At 63.9% G+C, this 23905-nt stretch carries 15 protein-coding genes; 4 read left to right on the top strand and 11 right to left on the bottom strand.

Annotated features, from left to right (window positions below):
* Positions 1–23 precede the first annotated feature (23 nt).
* Positions 24–4862: a Hint domain-containing protein gene (locus tag BW970_RS12460; protein ID WP_076531839.1), complete on the bottom strand. Its 4839-nt coding sequence runs from the start codon at positions 4860–4862 to the stop codon at positions 24–26.
* Between the two features lie 309 nt (positions 4863–5171).
* On the opposite strand from BW970_RS12460, the gene BW970_RS12465 reads away from it, so the two are divergent.
* Positions 5172–6383 (top strand): multidrug effflux MFS transporter, encoded by a 1212-nt coding sequence (locus BW970_RS12465; RefSeq protein WP_076531841.1) that lies wholly within the window; start codon positions 5172–5174, stop codon positions 6381–6383.
* A 48-nt stretch (positions 6384–6431) separates the two neighbouring features.
* Here BW970_RS12465 and BW970_RS12470 read toward each other — a convergent pair whose 3' ends face one another.
* From BW970_RS12470 to BW970_RS12495, 6 genes are all read right to left on the bottom strand, one after another.
* Positions 6432–7679, bottom strand: a complete 1248-nt coding sequence (locus BW970_RS12470) for a glycosyltransferase (RefSeq protein WP_076531843.1) — start codon at positions 7677–7679, stop codon at positions 6432–6434.
* Between the two features lie 25 nt (positions 7680–7704).
* Positions 7705–9306, bottom strand: coding sequence for an ABC transporter ATP-binding protein (locus BW970_RS12475; protein WP_076531845.1), 1602 nt, complete (start codon positions 9304–9306; stop codon positions 7705–7707).
* A complete protein-coding gene (locus tag BW970_RS12480) occupies positions 9303–10412 on the bottom strand; it encodes an ABC transporter permease (RefSeq protein WP_076531847.1) in 1110 nt (369 codons plus the stop codon). The genes BW970_RS12475 and BW970_RS12480 overlap by 4 nt, the downstream gene beginning before the upstream one ends.
* Before the next feature lies 1 nt (position 10413).
* Positions 10414–11553, bottom strand: a complete 1140-nt coding sequence (locus BW970_RS12485; protein WP_076531849.1) for a microcin C ABC transporter permease YejB — start codon at positions 11551–11553, stop codon at positions 10414–10416.
* Positions 11554–11556: 3 nt separating this feature from the next.
* Positions 11557–13599 (bottom strand): extracellular solute-binding protein, encoded by a 2043-nt coding sequence (locus BW970_RS21090; RefSeq protein WP_083701257.1) that lies wholly within the window; start codon positions 13597–13599, stop codon positions 11557–11559.
* Between the two features lie 167 nt (positions 13600–13766).
* Positions 13767–14291, bottom strand: coding sequence for a c-type cytochrome (locus tag BW970_RS12495; RefSeq protein ID WP_076531851.1), 525 nt, complete (start codon positions 14289–14291; stop codon positions 13767–13769).
* Between the two features lie 120 nt (positions 14292–14411).
* Here BW970_RS12495 and BW970_RS12500 point away from each other — a divergent pair, with 120 nt between their 5' ends.
* From BW970_RS12500 to BW970_RS12510, 3 genes are all read left to right on the top strand, one after another.
* Positions 14412–15242: a prephenate dehydratase gene (locus tag BW970_RS12500; protein WP_076531853.1), complete on the top strand. Its 831-nt coding sequence runs from the start codon at positions 14412–14414 to the stop codon at positions 15240–15242.
* A gap of 392 nt (positions 15243–15634) precedes the next feature.
* The gene (gene pheT / locus BW970_RS12505) at positions 15635–18052 is read left to right on the top strand and encodes a phenylalanine--tRNA ligase subunit beta (protein ID WP_076531854.1); all 2418 of its coding nucleotides are present in this window, start codon (positions 15635–15637) and stop codon (positions 18050–18052) included.
* 347 nt (positions 18053–18399) lie between these two features.
* The gene (locus tag BW970_RS12510; protein ID WP_229740523.1) at positions 18400–19440 is read left to right on the top strand and encodes a polysaccharide biosynthesis/export family protein; all 1041 of its coding nucleotides are present in this window, start codon (positions 18400–18402) and stop codon (positions 19438–19440) included.
* A gap of 99 nt (positions 19441–19539) precedes the next feature.
* Here BW970_RS12510 and BW970_RS12515 read toward each other — a convergent pair whose 3' ends face one another.
* From BW970_RS12515 to BW970_RS12530, 4 genes are all read right to left on the bottom strand, one after another.
* On the bottom strand, positions 19540–20049 hold the full coding sequence (locus BW970_RS12515; protein WP_076531858.1) for a CarD family transcriptional regulator: 510 nt from the start codon (positions 20047–20049) through the stop codon (positions 19540–19542).
* Between the two features lie 240 nt (positions 20050–20289).
* On the bottom strand, positions 20290–20628 hold the full coding sequence (fdxA, locus tag BW970_RS12520; protein ID WP_076531860.1) for a ferredoxin FdxA: 339 nt from the start codon (positions 20626–20628) through the stop codon (positions 20290–20292).
* Positions 20629–20678: 50 nt separating this feature from the next.
* Complete coding sequence (locus BW970_RS12525) at positions 20679–20975, bottom strand: RNA-binding S4 domain-containing protein (RefSeq protein WP_076531862.1); 297 nt, start codon at positions 20973–20975, stop codon at positions 20679–20681.
* A 7-nt stretch (positions 20976–20982) separates the two neighbouring features.
* Positions 20983–23904 (bottom strand): helicase-related protein, encoded by a 2922-nt coding sequence (locus BW970_RS12530; protein ID WP_076531864.1) that lies wholly within the window; start codon positions 23902–23904, stop codon positions 20983–20985.
* Position 23905 lies beyond the last annotated feature (1 nt).

Here is a 23905-nt window from a genome sequence, read left to right on the forward strand (position 1 = left end):
GCACAAGGACGCGGGCTCTCGCCTTATGCGGCGGGCGCCAGGGCCCGCGCCAGAATGCGCCCTTCGTGATCCTTCAAGGACGCACGGGCAACCGCGCCATAGCATTCGGCAAAGCCATCGCCATCGAGCTCGGGGAACAGATCCAGAAGCTCGGCACGGGTCGCGGCATCCATGGATTTCCAGCTTTCGCGACCGGGGTGGAAACTTTCGCTGGCGGCGCCTTCGGCAAAGATGATCTCGTGCCGGTCGAACAAGAGGTGGAGATACTCAACCCTGCCGCCCTCTTCGCGCAGAATGGTGTGATCGTTGATCAGCGCCTTGGCCGCCACCAGAACCTCGGCCTCGCCAAACAGCAGGCTGGCCTGCCAGCCCCGCAACAGCATCCGGTGCTGCGGCGAGACCAGAAGATCCCTGTCATTGCCAAGGGCCCCGGCCCGGATCCGCACGGGGGCCAGGCGCCCCTTGGCCACACGGCGCGTTGCACCGATCCAGCGAATGGGCTGGTATCCATTGTCCAAGGTCAGCACGCGGTCCCCCGGTGCCAGATCCTGCACCTCCACCTCGCCACGGTCTGTCTTGATCCGTGTGCCCCGCACAAAACAGGGGACAAAGGTGCTGGCCAGCGCAAAGCTGACATTCTCGAAATCGTCAAAGCTGACGTCGCCGATGCTGCCTGACAGGCTGGTCCCCGAGAGCGTCACCGTCCCGCCCTGCCCGTTCGCCAGAATCTCGCTGAGCAACGTCCCGGTAGACGGTCCAAAGGCCACGGCGCCGCTGCCGTCGCCGGGCAGGAAGGTGCCCGCCGCGCTGTCGTTGATCGCCACCATCGACGGGTCGATGGCTCCGCCTGCCACCTGCAAGCTGTCGGCCCCCGCCCCGCCGCCGACACTGACCGGACCGGCATGGCCGGGGACGGTCACAGTATCATTGCCCTGCCCCAGTTGCAGCCGCTCTATCCCCGAGAAGGAGACTGCGCCGCCGCCATGGGTCAGTTCCCCGTCCTCGGCTGCGGCATAGCTGACCGCTGCGTCCGTGGTGATCCCGGACAGGTCCAGCACATCCCAATCGGTCCCGTCGGCATCCTCGCCGCCTGAAGCCGTATCGGCCCCGCCGTCGTCGCGGATGATCAGCCGATCATTCCCCGCGCCACCGTCCAGGCTGTCATCGCCAGCGCCGCCGTCCAGCGTGTCGTTGCCATCGCCGCCGGCCAGCGTGTCGGCACCCTCATCGCCGAACAGCGCATCATTCCCCTGATCTCCCAGCAGGGAATCGTCCCCTGCACCACCGTATAGGAAATCGTCGCCATCGCCACCATGGACGGTATCGTCACCCGCAGCGGCAACGACCGTATCGTTGCCGGCCCCGGCCCGGATCACATCGTCGTTCGAACCATCTGCCGCATCGCCCGCATCAACCCGGTCGCCATGGGGATCGCCCAGATAGGCCGCGTCGATCAGGTCATCGCCCGCCGTTCCATCGACCACATAGTCCGGTGCCGGAATTCCGATCGCCACCAGTTGCTCGACCGAACTGACGGCAGAGACAGGCACGTTCTGCAAGGTGATCCGCGTACCATCCGGAAAGGTCAGCACCGCATGACCGGTCCCATCGCCAACAGTATCGGACACGGTGACATCGCCGGTGTTCACCAGCGCACCGCCCGCGTCGTAAAGCTGCGACACGTCCAGCAGGTCAACCCCGGTATAGGTGCCATCCCCATTGGCGACTGGCGCCTCGAAATTCGCCACCCACGCCTGACCGTAGCCGTTCTTGAGTACGATGGTGTCAGAGGCGCCGTCGCCGTGCAGGCCCAGCGTGCCCAGGTCGAGGAAGTCGTTCCCGCCGCCGCCGTCGAACAGATCCGCGCCGCCACCGCCGATGAATGTATCGTTGCCAACGCCGCCAAGCAGCGTGTCGTCGCCGCTGCCCGAATGGACGCGAACCCCGGCCAGCGCCGCCGTGCCATCGACAATATCGTTGCCGGTTCCCAGCCCGAAGCGCTCGATCTCGGCAAAGTTCATCGTGCTGGTGCCGTCGGTCAGCGTGCCGGATTCGCTGGAGGTGAAGTGCAGCACCGTGTCGGCGGTGATCTGGCGGGCATCGACCCAATCCTCGTTCACCTCGCCGGTTTCGCCGCCGATGATCGTGTCATTGCCAAAGTCATCGGCCAGAACAAACCAGTCGTCACCATCGCCGCCGACCATGCTGTCAGCGCCCTGCCCACCGATCAGCGTGTCGTTGCCTGCACCCCCGATCAGGGTGTCATCGCCAGAACCGCCGGTCAGCCCGTCACCGCCCGCGCCGCCATCAGCCAGAAATCCCTGCGTCGTGGCCGAACCATCCACCGTATCGTCGCCCGCGCCCAGCGCGACGCCCTCGATCTGAGAGAAGGTCACGGTCGTGCCCGTGGTGGACAGCGTTCCCGCCTCGTCCCCGGTGAAGCCGACCGACACGGAATCGGTCACACCCGTCGCATCCAGCAGATCGAAATCGACCCCGCCTTCGCCACCTGTGATCGTGTCGGTGCCATCGTTGATATCGACGACAAAGGTATCGGCCCCGTCGCCACCAAACATCAGGTCGTTCCCGGCGCCGCCGATCAGCGTATCGTTGCCCGCGTCGCCATAGAGCGTATCGGCACCGTCGCCGCCGTGAATCTCGTCATCGTCGGCGCCGCCATAGACCAGATCCTGGCCAAGACCCGCCTGGATCGTATCGGCACCGCCATTGCCGAAGATCACGTCGTTCACCCCGTCGGATCCGTCGATCTGGTCGCCCTCGGCATCGACATAGCCGGGGCCCATGGCCTCGCCGCTCGCGTCCCCGTCCACGGGTCCGCCCGTCGGCACGCCCAGCGCCTCCAGCCAGGCCAACTGGTCGGTGGCCGGCGGCGTGACACCGATCATCGTCACCGACGTGCCGTCGGGAAAGGCAAGGACGGCATGTCCGTTCACCGTAGAGATGACCACATCATGCACATTCACCGGATATCCGTCGGCATCGGTCAACCCGCCGACATCCAGCAGATCGCCGGGTGCAAAGGTGCCATCGCCATTGTCCTGCGGGGCGTCGAATCCCATCAACGTGTCGTCACCGCCGCCATCCGCGATCACGACCGTATCCTGCGCCCCATCGCCGCCCCCAAGCGACAACAGGTCATTGCCTGCCCCGCCTGCCAGCGTATCGGACCCACCGCCGCCCAGCAGCGTGTCGTATCCCTCGCCCCCCATCAAGAGGTCGGTGCCGGATCCGCCATAGACCACCACACCCTGATCTGTGGCCGTCGCGTCAACGGTATTGGAGCCGTTGCCAAGCCAGATCTCCTCGATCTCGGAAAAGGCGGCGGTGCCACTGCCATCGGTCAGGGTACCCGCCTCGTTGCCGGTATAGGTGACGGTGATGTCGCCGGTCAGCCCGCTGGCCTCGATCACATCGCTGTCGGATGTCTCGTTCGCGCCTTCGCCACCCACGATGACATCGTTGCCGAACCCGTCCTCCAGCACAAATCGGTCGGCATCGGCGCCGCCTTGCATCGTGTCGTTGCCCGCGCCGCCGATCAGCACATCGTCGCCGCTGTCCCCCATCAGCCGGTCATCCCCGGCCCCGCCGAACAAGGTATCGTTGCCGGTGCCGCCATAGACCAGATCGTCGCCGGCACTGCCTGTGACCTGATCATCGCCGCCCATGGCAACGACATAATCGCCGTCCCCCGTGGTGCCGCCCACGCCCTGCGCGTCGTTGTTGTCCACCCGGTCGCCGTCCGGGTCATCGGCATAGGCAAGGTCGATGACATCATCGCCGGACGTGCCATGCACGATACCGTCGGGCGCAAGCGTGGCCACTGTGTTGAGCGTGACGAAGCCGACATCGCTGTCCCCCGCCGAGTTCATCACGGTGTAGGTGAACACATCGGTCCCGCTGTCGGCATCGGTCTGGATGGTCAGCGAGCCGTCATCGTTCAGAGTGACCAGATCGCCCGACGGCAATGTGACCGTTTCGCCGGGGCTGATGGCGACACCATTGATATGTGTGATGGTCAGGCCGTCGCCCGTCACATCCATGTCGTTGTGAAGCACGTCTATGGTGCGCGTGCTGTTCGCTACCATGTTCACCTCGTCCTCGAAGGCGATGGTGACGGACTGGACGGAGTTGCCCATGATCAGCACGTTGGAATCATAGGTGGCGTCGCCCGCATCTGCGATGGCGATCTTGATCGTGTTTTCCGCACCGGGAACGACGGGGGCCTTGATGGTCAGGACACGGGTCAACCCGTCCATCTCGGAATTGTAGGTATCCAGGTTGGCGGGGTTGTTCAAAAACAGGTTCGGGTTCTGGGTCGTGTTGATCGAGTCGATCGAGGCCACGCCGCCGTCCAATACGGTGACCGGCGCATAGACACCGTTGACCCAGACCCCGAAGGCATCGTTGTAGCCGCCGGAAACATATTCCAGATATTCTTCGGACGAAAAGACGAACTGCAATGTGATCCAGTTGCCGTCCGGCACGAACACCGCTTCCAGAATCGCCGCATCATAGGTGCTGGCACCCGCCAAGGCATCCAACTGCGAATCGCCGTCAATCCCGCCCGCCGTATCGGTCGAGGTGCCAGCCGCGCGGTTCGTGTCTGTGCCGCCATCCGAATAGGGGGCAAACCCCTGGACATTGCCGGTCGACAGGATCACCCCCGAATCGGTCGAAGACAGGCCGGGAATGGTTTCCAGCGCATCGCTGTAGATGCCCGACTGAATCGGATCGCCCTGATAGGTCGCACTGACAATCCGAATGCCGCTGCCGAACATTTCTTCTGCCAACTGCATGGCATCGGCCGATGTGTCGATCTGAAGCTGCTGAGCGGTGGCCATGGATCCGGGTTCCTACTTGTGACTCTGCTGCCGGGAGAGGCGGACAGGGGTATCGTGCACTCGATATGTTAAAACCGGGCCACCAGACCGGACAGAACCGCGCCAAGCGCCTGGTCGCTGCCCATCACAGACACCTTTGCGCTGCCATGCGAAGATCGCTGACAGCCCGGTACATTCCCGATCCCTGCACCCCGAGTCTGGCAAAAGTTTGTCGTGAAAGGGACCGATCCGACACGGCATTACCCCCGGCGCGGTTCCATGGTGCTTCCGGCCATGGACATTCGGCATTCAGCGGCTTAGCTCGATACCATGACCCGAGCCGCGCCCCAGTTTTTGAACCGCCGCACGCCCCCCCATCTGATCACGCTGATCCTGATGGCTGCCCTGTCGGCGATGACGATGAACATCTTCCTGCCGTCACTGCCCGCCATCGCGGCCTGGTATGGAACAAGCTACGGCACGGCACAGCTTTCGGTTTCGCTGTATCTGGGCCTGTCGGGTGCGCTGCAACTGTTCATCGGGCCGCTGGCCGATCGCTATGGGCGCAGGCCGGTAACGCTGGTGGCCTGTGTGATCTTTCTGCTGGCCACGCTGGGCATACTGTTCGCGCCGACCATCGAGGTGTTCCTGTTCTTTCGCATGGTGCAGGCCGCAGTCGCCACCGGCATGGTGCTGAGCCGCGCCATCGTGCGCGACATGGTCCCCGAGGCGGAAGCGGCGTCGATGATCGGCTGGGTGACGATGGGCATGTCCCTGGTGCCGATGTTCGCGCCGGCCATCGGCGGCTGGCTGGATCAACTGCTGGGCTGGCAGGCCAACTTTGTCCTGCTGCTGGTGCTGGGGGCGCTCATCACCGCGATGCTCTGGGCCGATCTTGGTGAAACCTCGGTGCGGCGGCCGACCTCGCTGATGGAACAGGTCCGGTCCTATCCGACATTGCTGACCTCCTGGAGGTTCTGGGGCTACGCAATTTCCGCCTCTGCAGGATCGGGAACGTTCTTTTCCTTTCTGGGCGGCGCGCCAGCCGTCGGCACGCAGGTATTCGGCATGAGCCCCGCAGAGCTGGGCCTGTATTTCGCCGCGCCGGGGATCGGCTACATGGCCGGGAACTACCTGTCGGCCCGTCTGGCCATGCGCCTGGGGATCATGCGCATGGTGGTCTATGGAACCGTGGTCCTGTGCATTCCGCTGGCCGTGATGCTGTTTCTGGCCCTCAGCGGCCAACTGACACCACTGGGCTTTTTCGGCATGATGAGCCTGGTCGGCCTGGGCAACGGCATGTCGCTGCCATCTGCCAATGCCGGGATGATGTCGGTGCGGCCGGATCTGGTTGGCTCTGCCTCGGGCCTTGGGGGCGCCTTGATGATCGGAGGCGGCGCCGCGCTGTCGGCGCTTGCGGCGGTGGTCATGGGCGACGGAACCAGCGCGCTGCCGCTGATCGTGCTGATGTGGGCCTCGGCAATGGTGGCTCTCGCGGCCGCGCTGGTGGTTGTCGCACGCAATCGCAAGCTGGGTCTCTAGCCACGGACATCTCCGCCCTCGGGCAGACGGGGCACAGGCCCCGCCGCGTCAGCGATCCGAGGGTTTCCACGCGCCGGTGCCAACCGCCTCGACGAAATCCGCGATCCGCGGCAGGCAATGGCGCTTGAGGTCATAGCCGTTGACGATGGTTGCACGGGCCGCCCTGCGCAGGCCGGCGTAGCGGTCCGGGTCTTGCAGCCCCTCGATCAGCGCGCGGCTCCAGCCCTGCACATCAAAGAAATCGACAAGCCGCCCGTTCACCCCATCCTGAATGAGTTCCTGCACCGGCGCGGTGCGCGAGCCGACGATATGGGCGCCTGCCGCCATCGCCTCCAGCATCGACCAGGACAGCACGAAGGGATAGGTCAAATAGGCGTGCACCCGGCTGACCTGCATCAGACTGACGAACACCGGATAGGGCACCCGTCCCATGAAATGCAGCCGCGACAGATCCACCTTGTCGCGTACTTCGTTCAGAAAGATGTCCTTCCACGCCCCACCCTGCTTTGGCGGCGCACCATAGCTGACACCATCCCCGCCCACGATCACCACCTGGGCATTCGGGCGGGCTTTCATCACCTCGGGCAGCGACCGCATGAAGATGTGATATCCGCGATAGGGTTCGAGATTGCGGTTGATGAATGTCAGCACTTCGTCACCGGCCCGGATGACCTTGCCGTCGGGCAACGTGACCTGAGCGCCAGGGTCGGGGGACATCACGGTCGTATCGACCCCGTCAAAGATCACTTCCGTCATCGGACGCAGCCGGTCGGGGAATGTACTCGCCTGCCATTTCGTCGGTGCCAGGGCCGCATCGGCGCTCAGCATCGACATCCCGAGATGCGCCGCGCGGGAGGCGGTGATCAGCGACTGGTCAAATCCGGGGGGGCTGAATTCAGGGTCGAACCCGACATCCGCGCCCTGTGCCTTGTAAAAGAACTCGGCATAGATGATCAGCTTGGATTCGGGCCATATCTCCTTGAGAAACAGCGTCTCGCCCCAGCCGGAATGGCCAAAGACCACATCGGGCACGTAATCATGCTTGTTGCGCAAGGTGGCGGCAGCCCGCGCGACGGTCACGCCCCGGTCGGAATTCTCGGTATAGGTTCGGCCCAGCCGACAGGCGGCGGGATCGGCCTTGGCCGCGCCGTGACGATAGCGCAGGGTACGAATGGTGCTCTGTCGCTGGTTCACCTCGTCGGTCAAAGCCAGAACGTCATGGCCACGCCGGACCAGTTCCGGGGCAAGATGCAGGAACTGGCCAGGGAAATTCTGATGAATGAACAAGATCTTCATGCGTGTCTCCGAAATCGCGGACACGTTAGGCGGAACCGGCCCGAAGATCAAACGCAGCAGCCATCAGAGTACGGGTGTATTCGGTCTGCGGCGCCCCGAACACCTGGTCTGACGGCCCCTGCTCTACCACTTCCCCGGCACGCATGACCAGAATCTGGTGCGACATCGCGCGCACGACACGCAGATCATGGCTGATGAACAAATAGGCCAGCCCATATCGGCGTTGCAGGCTGCGCAGCAACTCGACGATCTGCACCTGAACAGTCATGTCCAGCGCGCTGGTTGGTTCGTCCAGCACCACCACCTTGGGACGCAGGATCATGGCCCGCGCAATGGCGATACGCTGGCGCTGACCACCGGAAAACTCGTGCGGATAGCGTCCTGCCATCGCGGGGTCCAGCCCCACCTCGGCCATGATCTCGGCGACGGCCTTGTCCGGGTCGGCCTCTGTGCCATGCACCCCGAGGCCCTCGGCAATGATCTGGCCAACGGTCATGCGGGGCGACAGGCTGCCGTAGGGATCCTGAAACACGATCTGCATCTCGCGCCGCAACGCGCGCAGATCCCCGCCCGACAGGGTGGAAATCTCTTGCCCCAGCACGCTGATCGGCCCTTCTGACCGGATCAACCGCAGGATAGCCAGCGCCAGCGTGGTCTTGCCCGAGCCGGACTCACCCACCACGCCCAGCGTTTCTCCGGCACGCAGGCGGATCGTGGCCCCGTTGACCGCCTTCACATGCCCGACGGTCCGGCGCAGAAAGCCGCGGGTGATCGGAAACCAGACCTTCAGATCGTCGGTTTTCAGCACGTCGGGTGCCGTCTGCGGCACCGGGTCCGGGGTGCCCGTCGGCTCGGCGGCAAGCAACCGCTGCGTGTAGGGATGTTCCGGGGCTCCGAACACGCGCGAGGTTGGCCCCTGTTCGACAATCTCGCCATGCTGCATGACGCAGACACGGTCGGCGATCCGCCGCACGATGTTCAGATCATGGGTGATGAACAGCAGGCTGAGGCCCTCGGCCCGCTTCAACTCGACCAGAAGATCCAGGATCTGGGCCTGGATGGTCACGTCCAGCGCGGTGGTCGGCTCATCGGCAATCAGCAGATCGGGACCATTCGCCAGCGCCATGGCAATCATCACCCGCTGACGCTGCCCGCCCGACAACTGGTGCGGATAGGCGCCCAGACGGCTTTCCGCCTCGCGGATGCCAACCTTGTGGAGCAGATCCAGCACGCGCGCACGCGCCGCCTCGCCCACCAGCCCCTGATGCAGGGCCAGGGCCTCGGTCAACTGTTTCTCGATGGTATGCAGCGGGTTGAGGCTGGTCATCGGCTCCTGGAAGATAAAGCTGATGTCATTGCCCCGAACCTTGCGCAGGGTTGCGGCGTCGGCGCCGACCATCTCGCGCCCTTCATAGCGGATGCTGCCCGAAACCTCTGCACTGTCCGCCAGCAGGCCGACCGTCGCCAGTGCCGTCACCGATTTGCCCGAACCGGATTCGCCCACCAGGGCCACCGTCTCGCCGCGGCCGACAGCAAAGGACACGCCCTTGACCGCCTCGATCACCTTGCCATCCTGACGAAAGCGGACGGCGAGGTCTTGCACCTCCAACACATTTGCCTTGGTCATCGGAAGGTCTTTCGCGGGTCAAAGGCATCGCGGACACCTTCAAAGATGAACACGAGCAAGCTGAGCATCACGGCAAAGGTGATGAAGGCGGTAAAGGCAAGCCATGGCGCTTGCAGGTTCTGCTTGGCCTGCAAGGTCAACTCTCCCAGCGATGGCGCAGAGGCCGGCAGGCCGAAGCCCAGAAAGTCCAGCGAGGCAAGGCCGGCAATCGTGCCGGTGATGACAAAGGGCAGCATGGTCAGCGTGGCCACCATGGCGTTCGGCAGCACATGGCGGAACATGATGGTGCGATCATTGACCCCAAGCGCGCGTGCGGCACGCACATATTCAAAGTTCCTGGCCCGCAGAAACTCTGCCCGCACCACCCCCACAAGGGCTGTCCAGCCGAACAAGGTCATCAATATGACCAACAACCAGAAGTTCATCGGCCAGATCGCCGCCACGATGATGATGATATACAGCGACGGCACTGCGCCCCACAGTTCGATCACACGCTGGAACAGCAGATCCATCAGGCCACCGAAATATCCCTGCACCGCCCCCGCGGCGATACCGATCACGCTGGTGGTCAGCGTGACGATCAAGGCAAAGGCCACCGACAGACGAAAGCCATAGATCACCCGCGCCAGCACATCCCGCGCGGTATTGTCAGTCCCCAGCCAATGCTGGGCATCCGGCGCCGAAGGGGCCGGTTTGCCCAGATCGGAAATCGTGTTGTAGCTATAGGGCACAAGCGGCCATATCATCCAGCCGGGCTCGATCGTCTCGCCCCCGACGGTACCGCTGCGGGCCGCTTCCTCCATCGCTGCGACCGGATCATCCAGGCACAAGTCCTTGCCGCCCGTATGGATCAGGCATTGCACTTCGGGATCGCGCCAGACGGCTTCGGTCTGGAAATCCCCGCCAAAGTCGCGCTCGGTGTAAAAGGTCGCCATGGGAACCCGCCATTCCCCCCGGTAAGAGACCAACAGCGGCTTGTCGTTGGCGATCAGCTCGGCAAACAGGGACAGGCCGAACAGCACCACGAACAGCCACAGCGACCAGAATGCGCGGCGGTTCGCCTTGAAATTGCGCCAGCGGCGCTGATTGAGCGGGGAGAGTGCCATGTTACCCCCGACCTTCAAAGTCGATGCGCGGATCGACCCAGACATACATCAGATCCGACAGGATCCCCACGACCAGGCCGATCAGCCCGAACACGAACAACGTTCCGAAAATCACCGGATAGTCGCGTGCCACTGCCGCCTCGAAGCCCATACGACCCAGACCGTCCAGCGAAAAGATGGTCTCGATGATCAGGGACGAGCCGAAGAAAACCGACAGGAACAGACCCGGAAAGCCCGCAATCACGATCAGCATCGCGTTGCGGAAGACATGGCCATACAGCACACGGCTTTCGGACAGCCCCTTGGCCCGCGCGGTCATGACATATTGCTTGCGCATCTCGTCCAGAAAACTGTTCTTCGTCAGCAAGGTCAGCGTGGCGAAGCTGGAGATCAACGAGGCCGTGACCGGCAGCGCGATGTGCCAGAAATAGTCCAGAACCTTGCCCAGCGGCGAAAGCTGGTCCCAGTTCTCGGATGTCAGGCCACGCAGCGGGAACCATTGCAGGTAAGACCCGCCTGCGAACACCACCAACAGCAGAATGGCGAACAGGAACCCCGGAATCGCATAGGCGACGATGATCACCCCGCTTGTCCAGGTATCGAAGGTGGACCCGTCACGCACCGCCTTGCGGATGCCCAGCGGGATCGAGATCAGATAGGCAATCAGCGTCGACCACAGACCCAGCGAGATCGAGACCGGCATCTTCTCCAGCACAAGATCCACCACCGAGATCGAGCGGAAGTAGCTTTGCCCAAAGTCGAAGGTCAGATAGTTGCCCATCATGATGGTGAAGCGTTCCCAGAGTGGAATGGCCTCTTTCACACATTCTGCCGCGCGCGACGACGGCCGGCCGGTGAACCCTTCGGCACAGACGAAACGCGCAAAGCCGAACTGCACCTCCAGGCTGTCAAGAAACTCGGGCGGCAAGCCACGGGCCCCCTGATAGCTGCTGCTGTCGGATCCGGGCGTTTCCGACCCGCCCGCAATGTTGCGGAACACATCGCCCTGACCGTCAAGCCGGGCAGTGATCTGGTCGATCGGGCCGCCAGGCACAAGTTGCGTCAGGAAGAAATTGATCACCATGATCCCGATCAGCGTCGGGATCACAAGCGCCAGGCGGCGGAGGATATACGCGCCCATGGTTTACCGCAACACGCCGGCAGCACGGAGGGCTGCGGCCTTTTCTGCGTTGAACCACCAGAAATCAAGCTCCCCCCGCGCATAGGGCGGCAGCGTCTCGGGGTGTTCGTACTGGTCATAATAGGCCACCGTGTGCACCGCCTTGAACCATTGCGGCACCCAGAAGCGTTCGGCCCGCAGAACGCGGTCAAGCGCGCGGGTGCGGGTTTCCATCTCCTCCCGCGTCTGCGCGGCGACGACCAGATCAATAAGCCGATCCGCCGCGGGGCTCTTGAGGCCCATCAGATTGAACGCCGACATATCCGCCGTTGCCGAGCCATAGAACTGCTTGAGCTCCGATCCCGGTATCAGGCTGGCGCGGGCATTGCCTGTCACGATGTCGAAATCATAATTCGGCGGGCGCTCGCGTGCCTCCATCTGGGCATTGTCGATGCGCGTCATCACGGCATCGACCCCCGCCTGCCGCAGGTTGGACACATAGGGGATCAGGATACGGTCAAAGGTCTGAGAGTCGTTCAGGAACTCGACCCGCAGGGTCTGACCCGCATCGTTGCGACGCAACATGTCAGGCGGCGCCGCGCGCGGCAGCCCAAGGACCATCACGGAACTGCCGACGGCCAGAACGGCAAGGGCGCCAGCCGCCACCTTCAGGCGCCTGTCCCGCAAACCCCAGATCGCGCCGCCCCCCGCTGCCGCAATAAGCGCCAGAAGCAGTCCAAGCTGCAACGGCGACAGCCGCGGTGCAAGCGGTGGCGGTGGGCGATGTGTCCAGCCCGCGGCCTCAAGAAGCGCCCCGGCACGATTCAGATTGCCCCGATCCAGTTGCCTGTCACCCGACACCGGCGCCATGACCGCTGGCGCTGTCAGAATCTCGGCTGGCAGCAACCCCTCATCGACCAGAGGCTGCAACAATGCGACCTCATCGGGGCCGGGGGTGCCGGTCGCCTCCAGGTCGCTGTTCTCCCATATCGAATTGATACGCTCGTAAATCCCGTAGAACAGCGTGGCATTCGACCATTCGAAGTTGAACATCAACCCGATGGCCTCTCGCACGCGCGGGTCGGCGAACTTGTCGCGCCGCAGATTGAACAGAAACGCCTGCCCGGTCGCCATGGTGCCTGACGGCAATTCCACCTTCTTGACATGGCCGTTCGCCACGGCCGGGAAATCATAGCCGGTTGCCCAACTGACCGAAGCCGCCTCGTCCCGGAAGGTGTAGTTCCCGCCCTTGAACCCTTCGAAAGCGGCCGCATAATCCGCGTAATATTCCACACGGATCCGGTCAAAGTTCGACCGCCCCCGCATGATCGGCAAATCCTGCCCCCAGTACTCCGGGTTCCGCCGGTACACGACCGTCTGTCCAACGTTCACCCGGTCCAGGACATAGGGCGCGGATCCAAGGAAAGGCGTCATGGAACCTTCTTCCAGATCCAGCCCCTCGGCCTCGTACTGCGCCTTGGACAGCACCGGCAGACCGCCAACGGTCTGCGGCAGATCACGGGTCGGAAACCCCGGCTTGAAGGTAAAGCGAATGCGATGCGGCCCCAGAACCTCGGCGCTTTCCACCTGCTGGCTCAGCACGGCGCGAAAATCCGTCAGGCCCTTTTCCAGAAACAACTGGTACGAAAACAGGACATCCTCGGCCGTCAGCGGCGAGCCATCGGAAAACCGCGCCTCTGGCCGCAGGTTGAAAATGACCCATTCGCGGCCCGGCGGATATTCCAGCGTTTCACACAACAGGCAATAGGCCGCGCCCACCTCGTCTGCCACACTTTCAAGGATGGATTCGTAGAACGCCGACGACAGCCCCGCTGCGCGGCCCTTGACCGAGTAAGGGTTCATCGAATCGAACCCGCCAAACGCCCAGATCGAAATCTCGCCGCCTTTGGGCGCGTCTGGGTTCACATATTCCAGATGCGCGAAATCCGCCTGGTATTTCAGATCACCAAAGGTGGAAATGCCGTGGCTGATCTGCACCTCGGCACGCAGGGGTAGCGCCCCCAGCCCGATTGCCAGTGCCGCCAATCCCGTCCGCCATGCGTGCATTGCCCGTTCTCCCCGGCCGTCGCGGGTGCGCCCCGCTGTTCGTCCGACAGACCCTAAACGCCGCCCCGCCCCCTCTCAAGTTGCGAATGCGTGAAACGCGCCCAACAGGTTGCAAAAACGAAAACGCCGCCCCAACGGGCGGCGCCATCACATCCCTGCCGGTATGCTCAGCCACCAACCGTGGACAGATACTTGATCAGGTTCGCACGCTCATCGGCGCGGGGCAGGCCCGCGAAGGACATCTTGTTGCCCGGAATGTAGCTGCGCGGATTGGTAAGAAACTTGTCCAGATTCTCCGGCGTCCAGCTCTCGTCGGAATGCGAGGCCATCGCATCCGAGAAGGTGAACCCTGCAACCGATGCCTTGGCGCGATCAACGACACCGTCAAGATGCGGCCCTGTCCCGTTGCTTCCGTCCAGCTTGTGGCAGGCACGGCACTTGGCAAAGGCCCGCTCGCCCAGGGCCGGGTCGGCAGCGGCATAGAGCGTGGCAAAGTCCGGCCCCTCATCCGCTGCGGCGACCGCTTCACCGGCGCCGGTGTCAATGACATAGCCCTGATGCACCTCATCGCCATGACCATGCCCGCCGCCCGTGGAGTACAGCGCCGACGCGGCCCAGTTCCCCAGCAGGAACACAAGAAGCGACCCGCACAGCGCGCCGCCAACCTTGGTCACCGTCATCGTGTCGAACATTGTGTGGCTCCGATTGGCTATCCCTTGCGGGGGCTATATCCGCTTCCCCTGTCCCGTTTCAAGGTGTAGACGCGCGACGAAACGCCCTAAGGGCGCAATTTCAGCGAAGAGAGGGTAGAAATGACCGGCCTGATCGCATTCCAGGGCGAACCCGGTGCCTATTCGCACCAGGCCTGCCGCCAGTCCCGACCCGACATGGACGTGCTGCCCTGCCCCACATTCGAGGATGTCGTCGAGGCCGTGCGCAGCGGCGCCGCCGAACTCGGGATGCTGGCGGTGGAAAACTCCACCTATGGCCGGGTGGCGGATGTGCATTCGCTGTTGCCCAATTCCGGCCTGCATATCGTAGACGAAGCCTTCGTGCGCGTTCACGTGAATCTTCTTGGCACGCCCGGAGCCCGGCTGGACCAGGTGCGCGAGGCGCATGGCCATGTCGTGATCCTGCCGCAATGTGCGACGTTCCTGCGCAACCACCACATCAAGGGCGTGGTCAGCTCCGACAATGCCAAGGCGGCCCGTGAATGCGCCGAGGCCCGCGACCCCGCCCATGGCGCCCTTGCCAGCGAACTCGCGGCAGAGATCTACGGCTTGGACGTGCTGGCCCGACATATCGAGGACCACGACAACAACCGCACACGGTTTCTGGTCATGAGCCGCGCGCCGGATCACACACGCCGTGCGGCCAAGATGGTGACAACTTTAGTGTTCCGTGTACGCAACATCCCGGCTGCGCTTTACAAGGCGATGGGCGGCTTTGCCACCAACGGCATCAACATGACCAAACTGGAAAGCTACATGGTCGGCGGCAGCTTCACCGCGACCGAATTCTATGCCGATATCGAAGGCCACCCCGACGACCGGCTGGTCAGGCTCGCGCTGGACGAGGCGCGCTTTTTCACGTCGAAACTGGAAATTCTCGGTGTCTACCCGGCAGCCCCTGATCGGGGCTGACCGGCACTTACAAGGAATACAACATCGCCAGCGCGGTAAGTCCCATGATGAGGCTCATCCGCATCACAGAGACCGCCGGGCGATCCACTGGTATTTCAAGAACAAGGTCCATGCCACAATCCTGCTTCATGTGGCCATAGTTACACCACAATTGCGCGCAAGTCGCCCGTTCCGGCACGAGTCCGCCTGAACACTCCGTTTCCCGATTCGAAACCGGCGCCTGCGTTTCATCTTGCCGCAAATACCCTCGGGGGGTGAATGGCCCGGAACGGGCCAGAGGGGGGCAGACAGCCCCCCTTTCTGTCTGCCATGGTCCAGACCCTTCCCCTTTGTCCCCATTTGCGCTATCGCGCAGGCGACCCGACCCGGCCGAAATTTCAGGAGGCGCCGCGATGAAATTCACCCTGTCCTGGCTGAAGGACCATCTCGAGACCGACTCCCCGCTGGATGTCCTGCTCGAGGCGCTCACCGACCTGGGCCTCGAAGTCGAGGAGGTCGAGGATCCGGCGGCGCGGCTCGGCGCCTTTCGTATCTGCAAGGTGATCGAGGCGGTCCAGCACCCCAATGCCGACCGCCTGCGCGTCTGCCGGGTGGCGACCTATCCGGGCGGCCCCGGAACGGCGATGGAAGAGGTCCAGGTGGTTTGCGGCGCGCCCAATGCTCGCACGGGACTTGTGGGGGTCTTTGCCCCGACCGGAACCCATGTGCCCGGCACCGGGGTCGATCTGAAACCGGGCAACATCCGCGGGGTGGACTCCAACGGGATGCTCTGTTCAGAGCGCGAGTTGGAACTGTCGGACGACCACAACGGCATCATCGACCTGCCCGAGGATGCACCCCTGGGCGCGCGGTTCATCGACTGGAAAGGTCTGAACGACCCGATGATCTACATCAAGGTCACGCCCAACCGCCCCGATGCCCTCGGCGTGCGCGGTATTGCGCGCGATCTGGCGGCGCGTGGACTTGGCGTCTTGAAGCCGCTTGTCGTGGAGCCGGTCACAGGCACCTATCCCTCGTCCGTCACCGTTTCCATCGACCCGGCGTTGAAGGAAACGGGCTGCCCGCTGTTCGCCGGGCGGGTGATCCGTGGCGTGACGAACGGCCCCTCTCCCGACTGGCTGCAACAGCGGCTGAAGGCCATCGGCCTGCGCCCCATCTCCACGCTGGTTGACATCACCAACTATTTCACCTTCGACCTGAACCGCCCCTTGCATGTCTTTGACCTGGCCAGGGTCAAGGGAAACCTGCGCATCCATCCCGCGGCCGGGGGCGAAGAGATTCTGGCGCTCGACGGCAAGACCTACACCATTCAGGCAGGGATGATGGTGATTTCCGACGATGCGGGCGTGGAATCCATCGCAGGGATCATGGGGGGCGAGCCATCGGGCTGCACCGAGGGCACGACCGATGTGTTCCTTGAATCCGCCTATTGGGATCCGATCACGGTTGCGACCGCAGGCCGGGCGCTGCGGATCAATTCCGATGCGCGCTACCGCTTCGAGCGTGGGGTGGATCCCGCCTTCACGATTCCGGGGCTGGAACTGGCGACACGCATGGTGCTGGACCTGTGTGGTGGCGAGGCGTCCGACATCACGCTGGACGGGGCGGTGCCCGACACCGGCCGCGCCTACCGCTTTGATCCGGCGCGTGTGATCGGACTTGTCGGCATGGATATTCCCGCCGCCACCCAGCGCGCCACGCTGGAGGCACTGGGCTTCACCCTCACCGGCGACATGGTGGCGCCTCCGTCTTGGCGCCCCGACGTGCTGGGCGAGGCCGATCTGGTCGAGGAAGTGGCCCGTATCGCCAGCCTGACCAAGCTGGAAGGTAAACCGCTTGCGCGTCCACGGGCAGGTGTGCCCGCGCCCATCCTCACCCCTGCGCAACAGCGTGAACGCACAGCCCGGCGCACCCTGGCGGCGCTTGGGTACAACGAATGCGTGACCTACAGCTTCATTGATGCCCGGAGTGCCGCACTGTTCGGTGGCGGGACCGATGCGGTGCGGCTTGAGAATCCGATCTCGTCGGAAATGAGCCATATGCGCCCCGATCTTCTGCCCGGCCTTCTGGCAGCGGCAGCGCGCAATCAGGCGCGCGGTTTCATGGATCTGGCACTGTTCGAGGTCGGGCCGGCCTTTGCAGGCGGCGAACCCGGCGAACAGGCGACGCAGGCTGCGGCGTTGCTGGTGGGCCAATCGGCGCCGCGCGACCCATGGGCCAGCCGCCGCCCTGTGGATGTGTTCGACGCCAAGGCCGACGCAGAGGCGGTGTTGGCCGCCCTTGGCGCCCCGGCACGGGCGCAGATCAACCGCAAGGTGCCCGGCTGGTGGCATCCGGGCAGGTCCGGCGCCATCGCGCTTGGCCCGAACACCATGGCGGTCTTCGGCGAAGTCCACCCCAAGGTGTTGCGCGAGATGGGGGTCAAGGGACCAGCCGTCGCCTTCGCCGTCTGGCCTGCCAATGTTCCGCAGCCCAAGACAAAATCTGCCAGCCGCGGCGCTTTGGCGATATCCGACCTGCAAGCGGTGGAACGTGACTTCGCCTTTGTCGTCGATACAACGGCCGAGGCGCTGACCATCGTCAACGCCGCCCAGGGCGCGGACAAGGCCCTGATCGAAAGCGTGCGCGTCTTCGACCAGTTCGCAGGCGACAAGGCCGAGGCGCAGATGGGCACGGGCAAGAAATCGGTGGCCATCACCGTGCGGCTTCAACCGACCGAACGCACGCTCACAGACAAGGACATCGAGGCGGTTTCCGCAAAGATCGTCGAAAAGGTCGCCAAGGCAACGGGCGGCACGCTGCGCGGCTAGACCTGCGCCAGCGCCCCCGGTCGCCACTGCGGGCCGGGGGTCGCGCAGCATTTCCGCGTCATGGGCACTCAGGCTGGTGGCCAGGTCGCGCGGCAGCCCCAGCAGTAGCAGGGAAGGCCAACATTCGGCTGTATTGCGGCGAACATCCGCAATATGGGCACATCTGCCACCCTCGTTCCCGTGATCGTCGTTGACCTCATGGGGGGGGCCAGTATGGTGGCGGGTGCGGCCCGCCGATTCCCGGCAGGCCCTGCGCTGCCACGTGGGTCCGACATATGCCGAAACGAATTTTTCCTGTGCTGTTTGCGCTGGTATTGGCGGGGTGCTCCCTTCCGCGCAGTGCGCCAATGCAGGGCGAGATTCTTGCAGGTGCGGACAAGGAAACCCGCAACATCCAGGTTGTACCTGTGGCCCGGAACAACCTGGCCTCGATCGCCGCCTGGCCGGTACCGCCGCAGGCGGGCATGTCCTTTGGCGGCTGGCCGTCCGGCGGCGTGCGCGGCCATGCCACAAGCAGCATCGCACCGGGCGATGCGCTTTCCGTCACGATCTGGGACAACGAAGACAACTCCCTGCTGACCACGACGGCACAGAAATCGGTCCAACTGACCGAAGTCACCGTTGGCAATGATGGCACGATTTTTGTGCCCTATGTCGGCAAGGTCAACGTGCGCGGCCTTTCGCCCGATCAGGCGCGCGAGCGTGTGCAGTCGGGGGTCGAGGCGGTGTTGCCATCGGGTCAGGTGCAACTCTCGGTCAAGCAAGGGCGGCTCAACACCGTCGATCTGGTCGGCGGGGTATCGCAGGCGGGCAGCTACCCGCTGCCGGACCGCAACTTTTCGGTCTTGTCGTTGATCAGCCAGGGCGGTGGCGTCAGCGATGCCCTGCAAAATCCCATCGTGAAACTGGTACGCGGCGGGCGCTCTTACGGAATTTCGGTGTCGCGGCTGTTCGCGCAGCCCGCGCTGGATGTATCGCTGATCGGCGGTGACAAGGTCATCGTCGAAGATGATCCCCGCTATTTCCTGGCTCTTGGCGCCGCTGGCAAGCAAAGCACCATGCCGTTCCCGCAGGACGAGGTTTCCGCCCTGGATGCGGTCAGCATGATCGGCGGCCTGTCCGCCAACCGCGCCAATCCAAGAGGCGTTCTGATTCTGCGGGAATATGCAGGAAATCAGGTGCGGCTGGATGGCCGGGGGCCCGACCGGACGCGCGTTGTGTTCACTGTGGATCTGACCACCGCCGACGGCCTGTTCTCTGCACGCAATTTCCGTATCGCCAATGGCGATCTGGTTCTTGCCACCGAATCGCCCGTCACCAGCACCCGCACGGTGTTTGGGCTTGTCGGGCAAATCTTCGGCCTGTCAGACCAGCTCAATAGCAACTGACGGCGGTCTCACGGCCAGTCGGGGCCGATACAGGCCAGCCATGACGGAAAAGGGCCGCAGCACCAGCTGCGGCCCTTTCTGCATGTCTCGCCTGAAAAATCAGGCCGCGCGCCCCACCAGAACCTCGTCGACTTTCTTCTGGGCCCCCGCCTCGTCCACACCGGACACGGCAGCGACTTCACGGGTCAAACGCTCCAGCGCGGCTTCGTACAACTGACGCTCGGAATAGCTTTGCTCACGCTGATCATCCGCGCGGTGCAGGTCGCGCACCACTTCGGCAATCGCCATCAGATCGCCAGAGTTGATCTTTTGCTCATACTCCTGCGCCCGGCGCGACCACATGGCCCGCTTGACCCTGGCCTTGCCCTTGAGCGTTTCCAGCGCCTTCATCACCACATCGGGCGACGACAGCGAACGCATACCGATCTCGGTTGCGCGATTGGTCGGAACACGCAAGGTCATCTTGTCCTTTTCGAACGAGATGACGAACAGTTCCAGCGACATGCCCGCGATCACCTGTTCCTCGATCGACAGGATCTTGCCGACGCCATGCGCCGGATAGACCACGAAATCGTTGGGGCGGAACTCGGGCTTCTTCGTCTTGGTCATTCAGATGCTTCCTCGCAAGAGCTCTGTCTTCGACGAAAGACCACCTGCCCCAAGGTTTTCCTTGGGCGCACAGGTGGACAATCATCGGAAAACCGCCTTGACTGAGCAGTGCCAAGACGGACGGCAGGCTTTCAGATTCCTTGTTACAGGATCATAACACGAATCAGATGCGATTCCAACTGCGGCAGCGCAGCACAACCGGAAAGCGGGCGCAGAGCTGCGAGCAGCCCCTTGCCAGCCTTAATTCCCTTCGCCCGGAGCCTCGGAGAAATACTTGGAAAGCTTGTCTTTCTCACCATCGCGTTCGGTCGCGTCGGGCAGCGGTTCCTTGCGTACCGTCAACACGGGCCACAGTTCGGCATATTTGCGGTTCATCTCGACCCAGGATTCCATTGCCGGCTCTGTATCGGGCCGAATCGCATCGGCCGGGCATTCCGGCTCGCATACCCCGCAATCAATGCACTCGTCGGGGTGGATCACCAGCATGTTCTCGCCCTCGTAGAAACAGTCGACCGGGCAGACCTCCACGCAGTCGGTGTATTTGCAGGCGATGCAGTTGTCGGTCACGACATAGGTCATGGGCGGCCTCAGGCGTCAGGTTCGGCAGACAGGTAGGACAGAGCGCCGGATCATGCAAGCCGCTGTGGCGCGGAATCCGCTGCATCCAGATCATCATACAGCATCTGCGCCTCTGCCGCAGGCCCGCGGCGCACGCTGGTTCCACAAACCCGCACGACGCGGATCCGCGTCCCTTGGGCAAAGGTCAGAACATCGCCGGGCCGGACAAGGGTGGCGGACTTTGATACCGGCTGGCCGTTGATACGGATCCGCCCGTCTGCGACCTGCGCCGCCGACAGGCTGCGGCTTTTGAAGAACCGCGCCTGCCAGAGCCATTTGTCCAGACGCATTCCGCCCGGAGCCGTCACCCGCGCCTCAGACCTTGCCTTTGAGCGCAAGAAGCGCCGCAAACGGATTGTCCGGGTCTATCTTCTGCTCGCGCGGCGGGCGGGCTTCGTAGTTGCGCGGACCATCGTTGCGTTTGTGATCCGGCTTGCCGCCCTTGCGGTCGCCGCGCGGGCCGTCGGACTTGCCCTGTGGCTTGCCGCCCTTGTTGCGCTCGCCCCGCTCGCCCTCCTTGCGCTCGGGGCGCGGGCCGCGGTCGGCCTGCGGTCGGTCGCCGCCCTGTCCCTGCCCCTGACGTGGCGGGCGCTGCCCCTGCCCCTCACGGCGCGGACCACGGTCGCCACGCGGCATCCCGCCGCGCGGGCGCGGCGCCCAGGTGAACAGATAGTAGTGCTCGGTCTCGACCTCGACCGGCGCTTCGGCCGGCGGCTCCGCCTCGGCAGAGGCGTCGGGCGCGGCAGGCGTCGTCTGGGCCGGCATGTCGTCTGCACCCGCAACATCGGGTGCAGCGGCAGCAGGATCGGTCTCCGGGGTGACGTTGGCCGCCACATCGGCGGCCGGGACTTCGGTCACCGGCTTGGCCTTGGGGCGTTCGGCCTTTTCGCCTTTGTAGCCCAGGCCGCCCATCAGATCGGCGAACTGATCCAGCGTCATGCCGGTGATCGACAACATGTCCGGCGTCGCCTCGAACCCGGCACGGCTGTCCTTGGCGCGCAACAGATCGGCCAGGCGTTCCAGCATGTCGATACGGATGGCACGGTTCCCAGCCGGGCGATAGCCCGCCAAGGTATAGTGCAAGGCAGGCACTTCGGCGATATGCGGAATGGTCACCAGCCCCGGCGGCGGGCTTTCGGGAAACTCTTGCAACCCATCCCAGAGCGACCACAGCACAAGCCGCAGGCGCGTTGGCGCCGGCTTCAGCAACAGCGGCAGGAAAATGGTGTACTGGCCGAACCGCACCCCATGCTTGCGCAGGGCCGAGCGCGATTCCTGATCCAGAGCCTTCACCTCGTCGGCCACAGGCTCGCGCGACAAGACCCCCATCGCCTCGACCAGACGGAAGGCGAAACCGCGTGCAAGGCCAACCATGGCCTCGTCGCGTTGCAGCGTCATCAGCGGCTCGAACAGCGCGGCAACCTTGCGGTCGATGAAGTGCTGAAGACGGCGGCGCACCTTTTCGGCGACATCCGCCCCTGCTTCCTCATCGACGAACACCTCGACCTGCGGGCGCAGCGCCTCGGGCCCCTTGATCAGCTTGCCGACAGCGGTATTTCCCCACATCAGCCCGCCCTGTTCGGTATAGTCGAACTCGGTGTCGGGCGAGTTGTAGAAGCGATCCGAGCGCAGGGAAAACTCGGGCCGCAGCGCCTCATAGGCCGCTTGCCGCAGGGTCTTTGCCTCGTCCGGGCTGCCGGTTCCGTCCTGACGGAAACGGAATCCTTCCAAACGGCCGACGAATTCGCCTTCGACCGTCACTTCGCCCTTGTCGTTCACCTCGGCCACGAGGCTCTCCTTCTGCTTGAGCCGGCGCATGAGCACGCTGGTGCGCCGGTCCACGAAACGCTGGGTCAGGCGCGCGTGCAACGCATCCGACAGGCGGTCTTCTACAGCGCGCGTGTGCTCACGCCAATGGGATTCGTCGGTCAACCACCCCTTGCGCTGCGCGATGTAGGTCCAGGTGCGGATAAAGGCCAGGCGGCGCGAGATGGCATCTATATCGCCATCCGTGCGGTCGATCCGGTCGATATTGCGCTTCATCCAGTCATCCGGCACGGGGCCCGACTTGAGAAAATCGAATATCCGCGCCAACAAACCGGCATGTTCCTGCGCCGAAATGCCACGGAAATCAGGGATTCGGCACACATCCCACAACAGGCGCACCCGCTGGGGTGTCGTGACGACATCGCGGATCTCGGGCATTTCCGCCAAGGTCTTGAGCGCCACCAGGTCGTCGGCGTCGCGCGCGCGGGTCAGCCATTCATTGCCGGTATGTTGCTCCAGGCTGGCAACGAGTCGCGCGGTGGTTCCGAACTCCAGCGTGGAATTGCGCCAATGCAGCTTGCGAACAGGAAGGAATCGATGCGACTCGATGGCCTCGATCGTCTCTTCGTCCAGGGGCCGCGCTTCTCCCGTCACGCCAAAGGTTCCGGGGCTGGTGTGCCGGCCTGCGCGACCCGCGATCTGTGCCAGTTCCCACGGAAACAGCGCGCGCATCCGGCGCCCGTCGAATTTGGCCGTGGCGGAAAAGGCCACATGGTTGATGTCCAGGTTCAGTCCCATCCCGATGGCATCGGTCGCCACCAGGTAATCGACATCTCCGTTCTGATACAGCTCGACCTGCGCATTGCGCGTCCGGGGTGACAGCGCGCCCATCACCACCGCGCATCCGCCTTTGGTCCGCCGGATCAACTCGGCGATGGCATAGACATTTTCAACCGAGAACCCGACGATCGCAGAGCGTTCCGGCATTCTGCTGATCTTTTTCGAACCTGCCCACGTCAGTTGCGACAAACGGGGGCGCGACACGAAGGTTACACCCGGCACAAGCGCCGCAATCGCCGGGCGCATGGTGTCGGAGCCCAGCAGCATCGTTTCCTTCAACCCGCGCGCATTCAGCAACCGCTCGGTGAAGACATGCCCCCGGTCAGGATCGGCACAAAGCTGCACCTCGTCCAGCGCCACGAAATCGGCGCCGATTTCATGGGGCATCGCCTCGGTGGTGCAGACCCAATAGGCCGTGCGCTCTGGAACGATCCGCTCCTCGCCAGTCACCAACGCCACAACCGACGGCCCACGCGCCTTGACGATCCGGTCGTACACCTCTCGCGCCAGCAAACGCAGGGGCAGTCCGATAACCCCCGTGCGATGCGCCAGCATCCGCTCGATGGCGTAATGCGTCTTGCCGGTGTTCGTCGGCCCCAGGACCGCCGTCACCCTCGCGTTCTCGCGCATC

It is taken from the genome of Gemmobacter megaterium (genome assembly GCF_900156815.1).
Classification (GTDB): domain Bacteria; phylum Pseudomonadota; class Alphaproteobacteria; order Rhodobacterales; family Rhodobacteraceae; genus Wagnerdoeblera; species Wagnerdoeblera megaterium.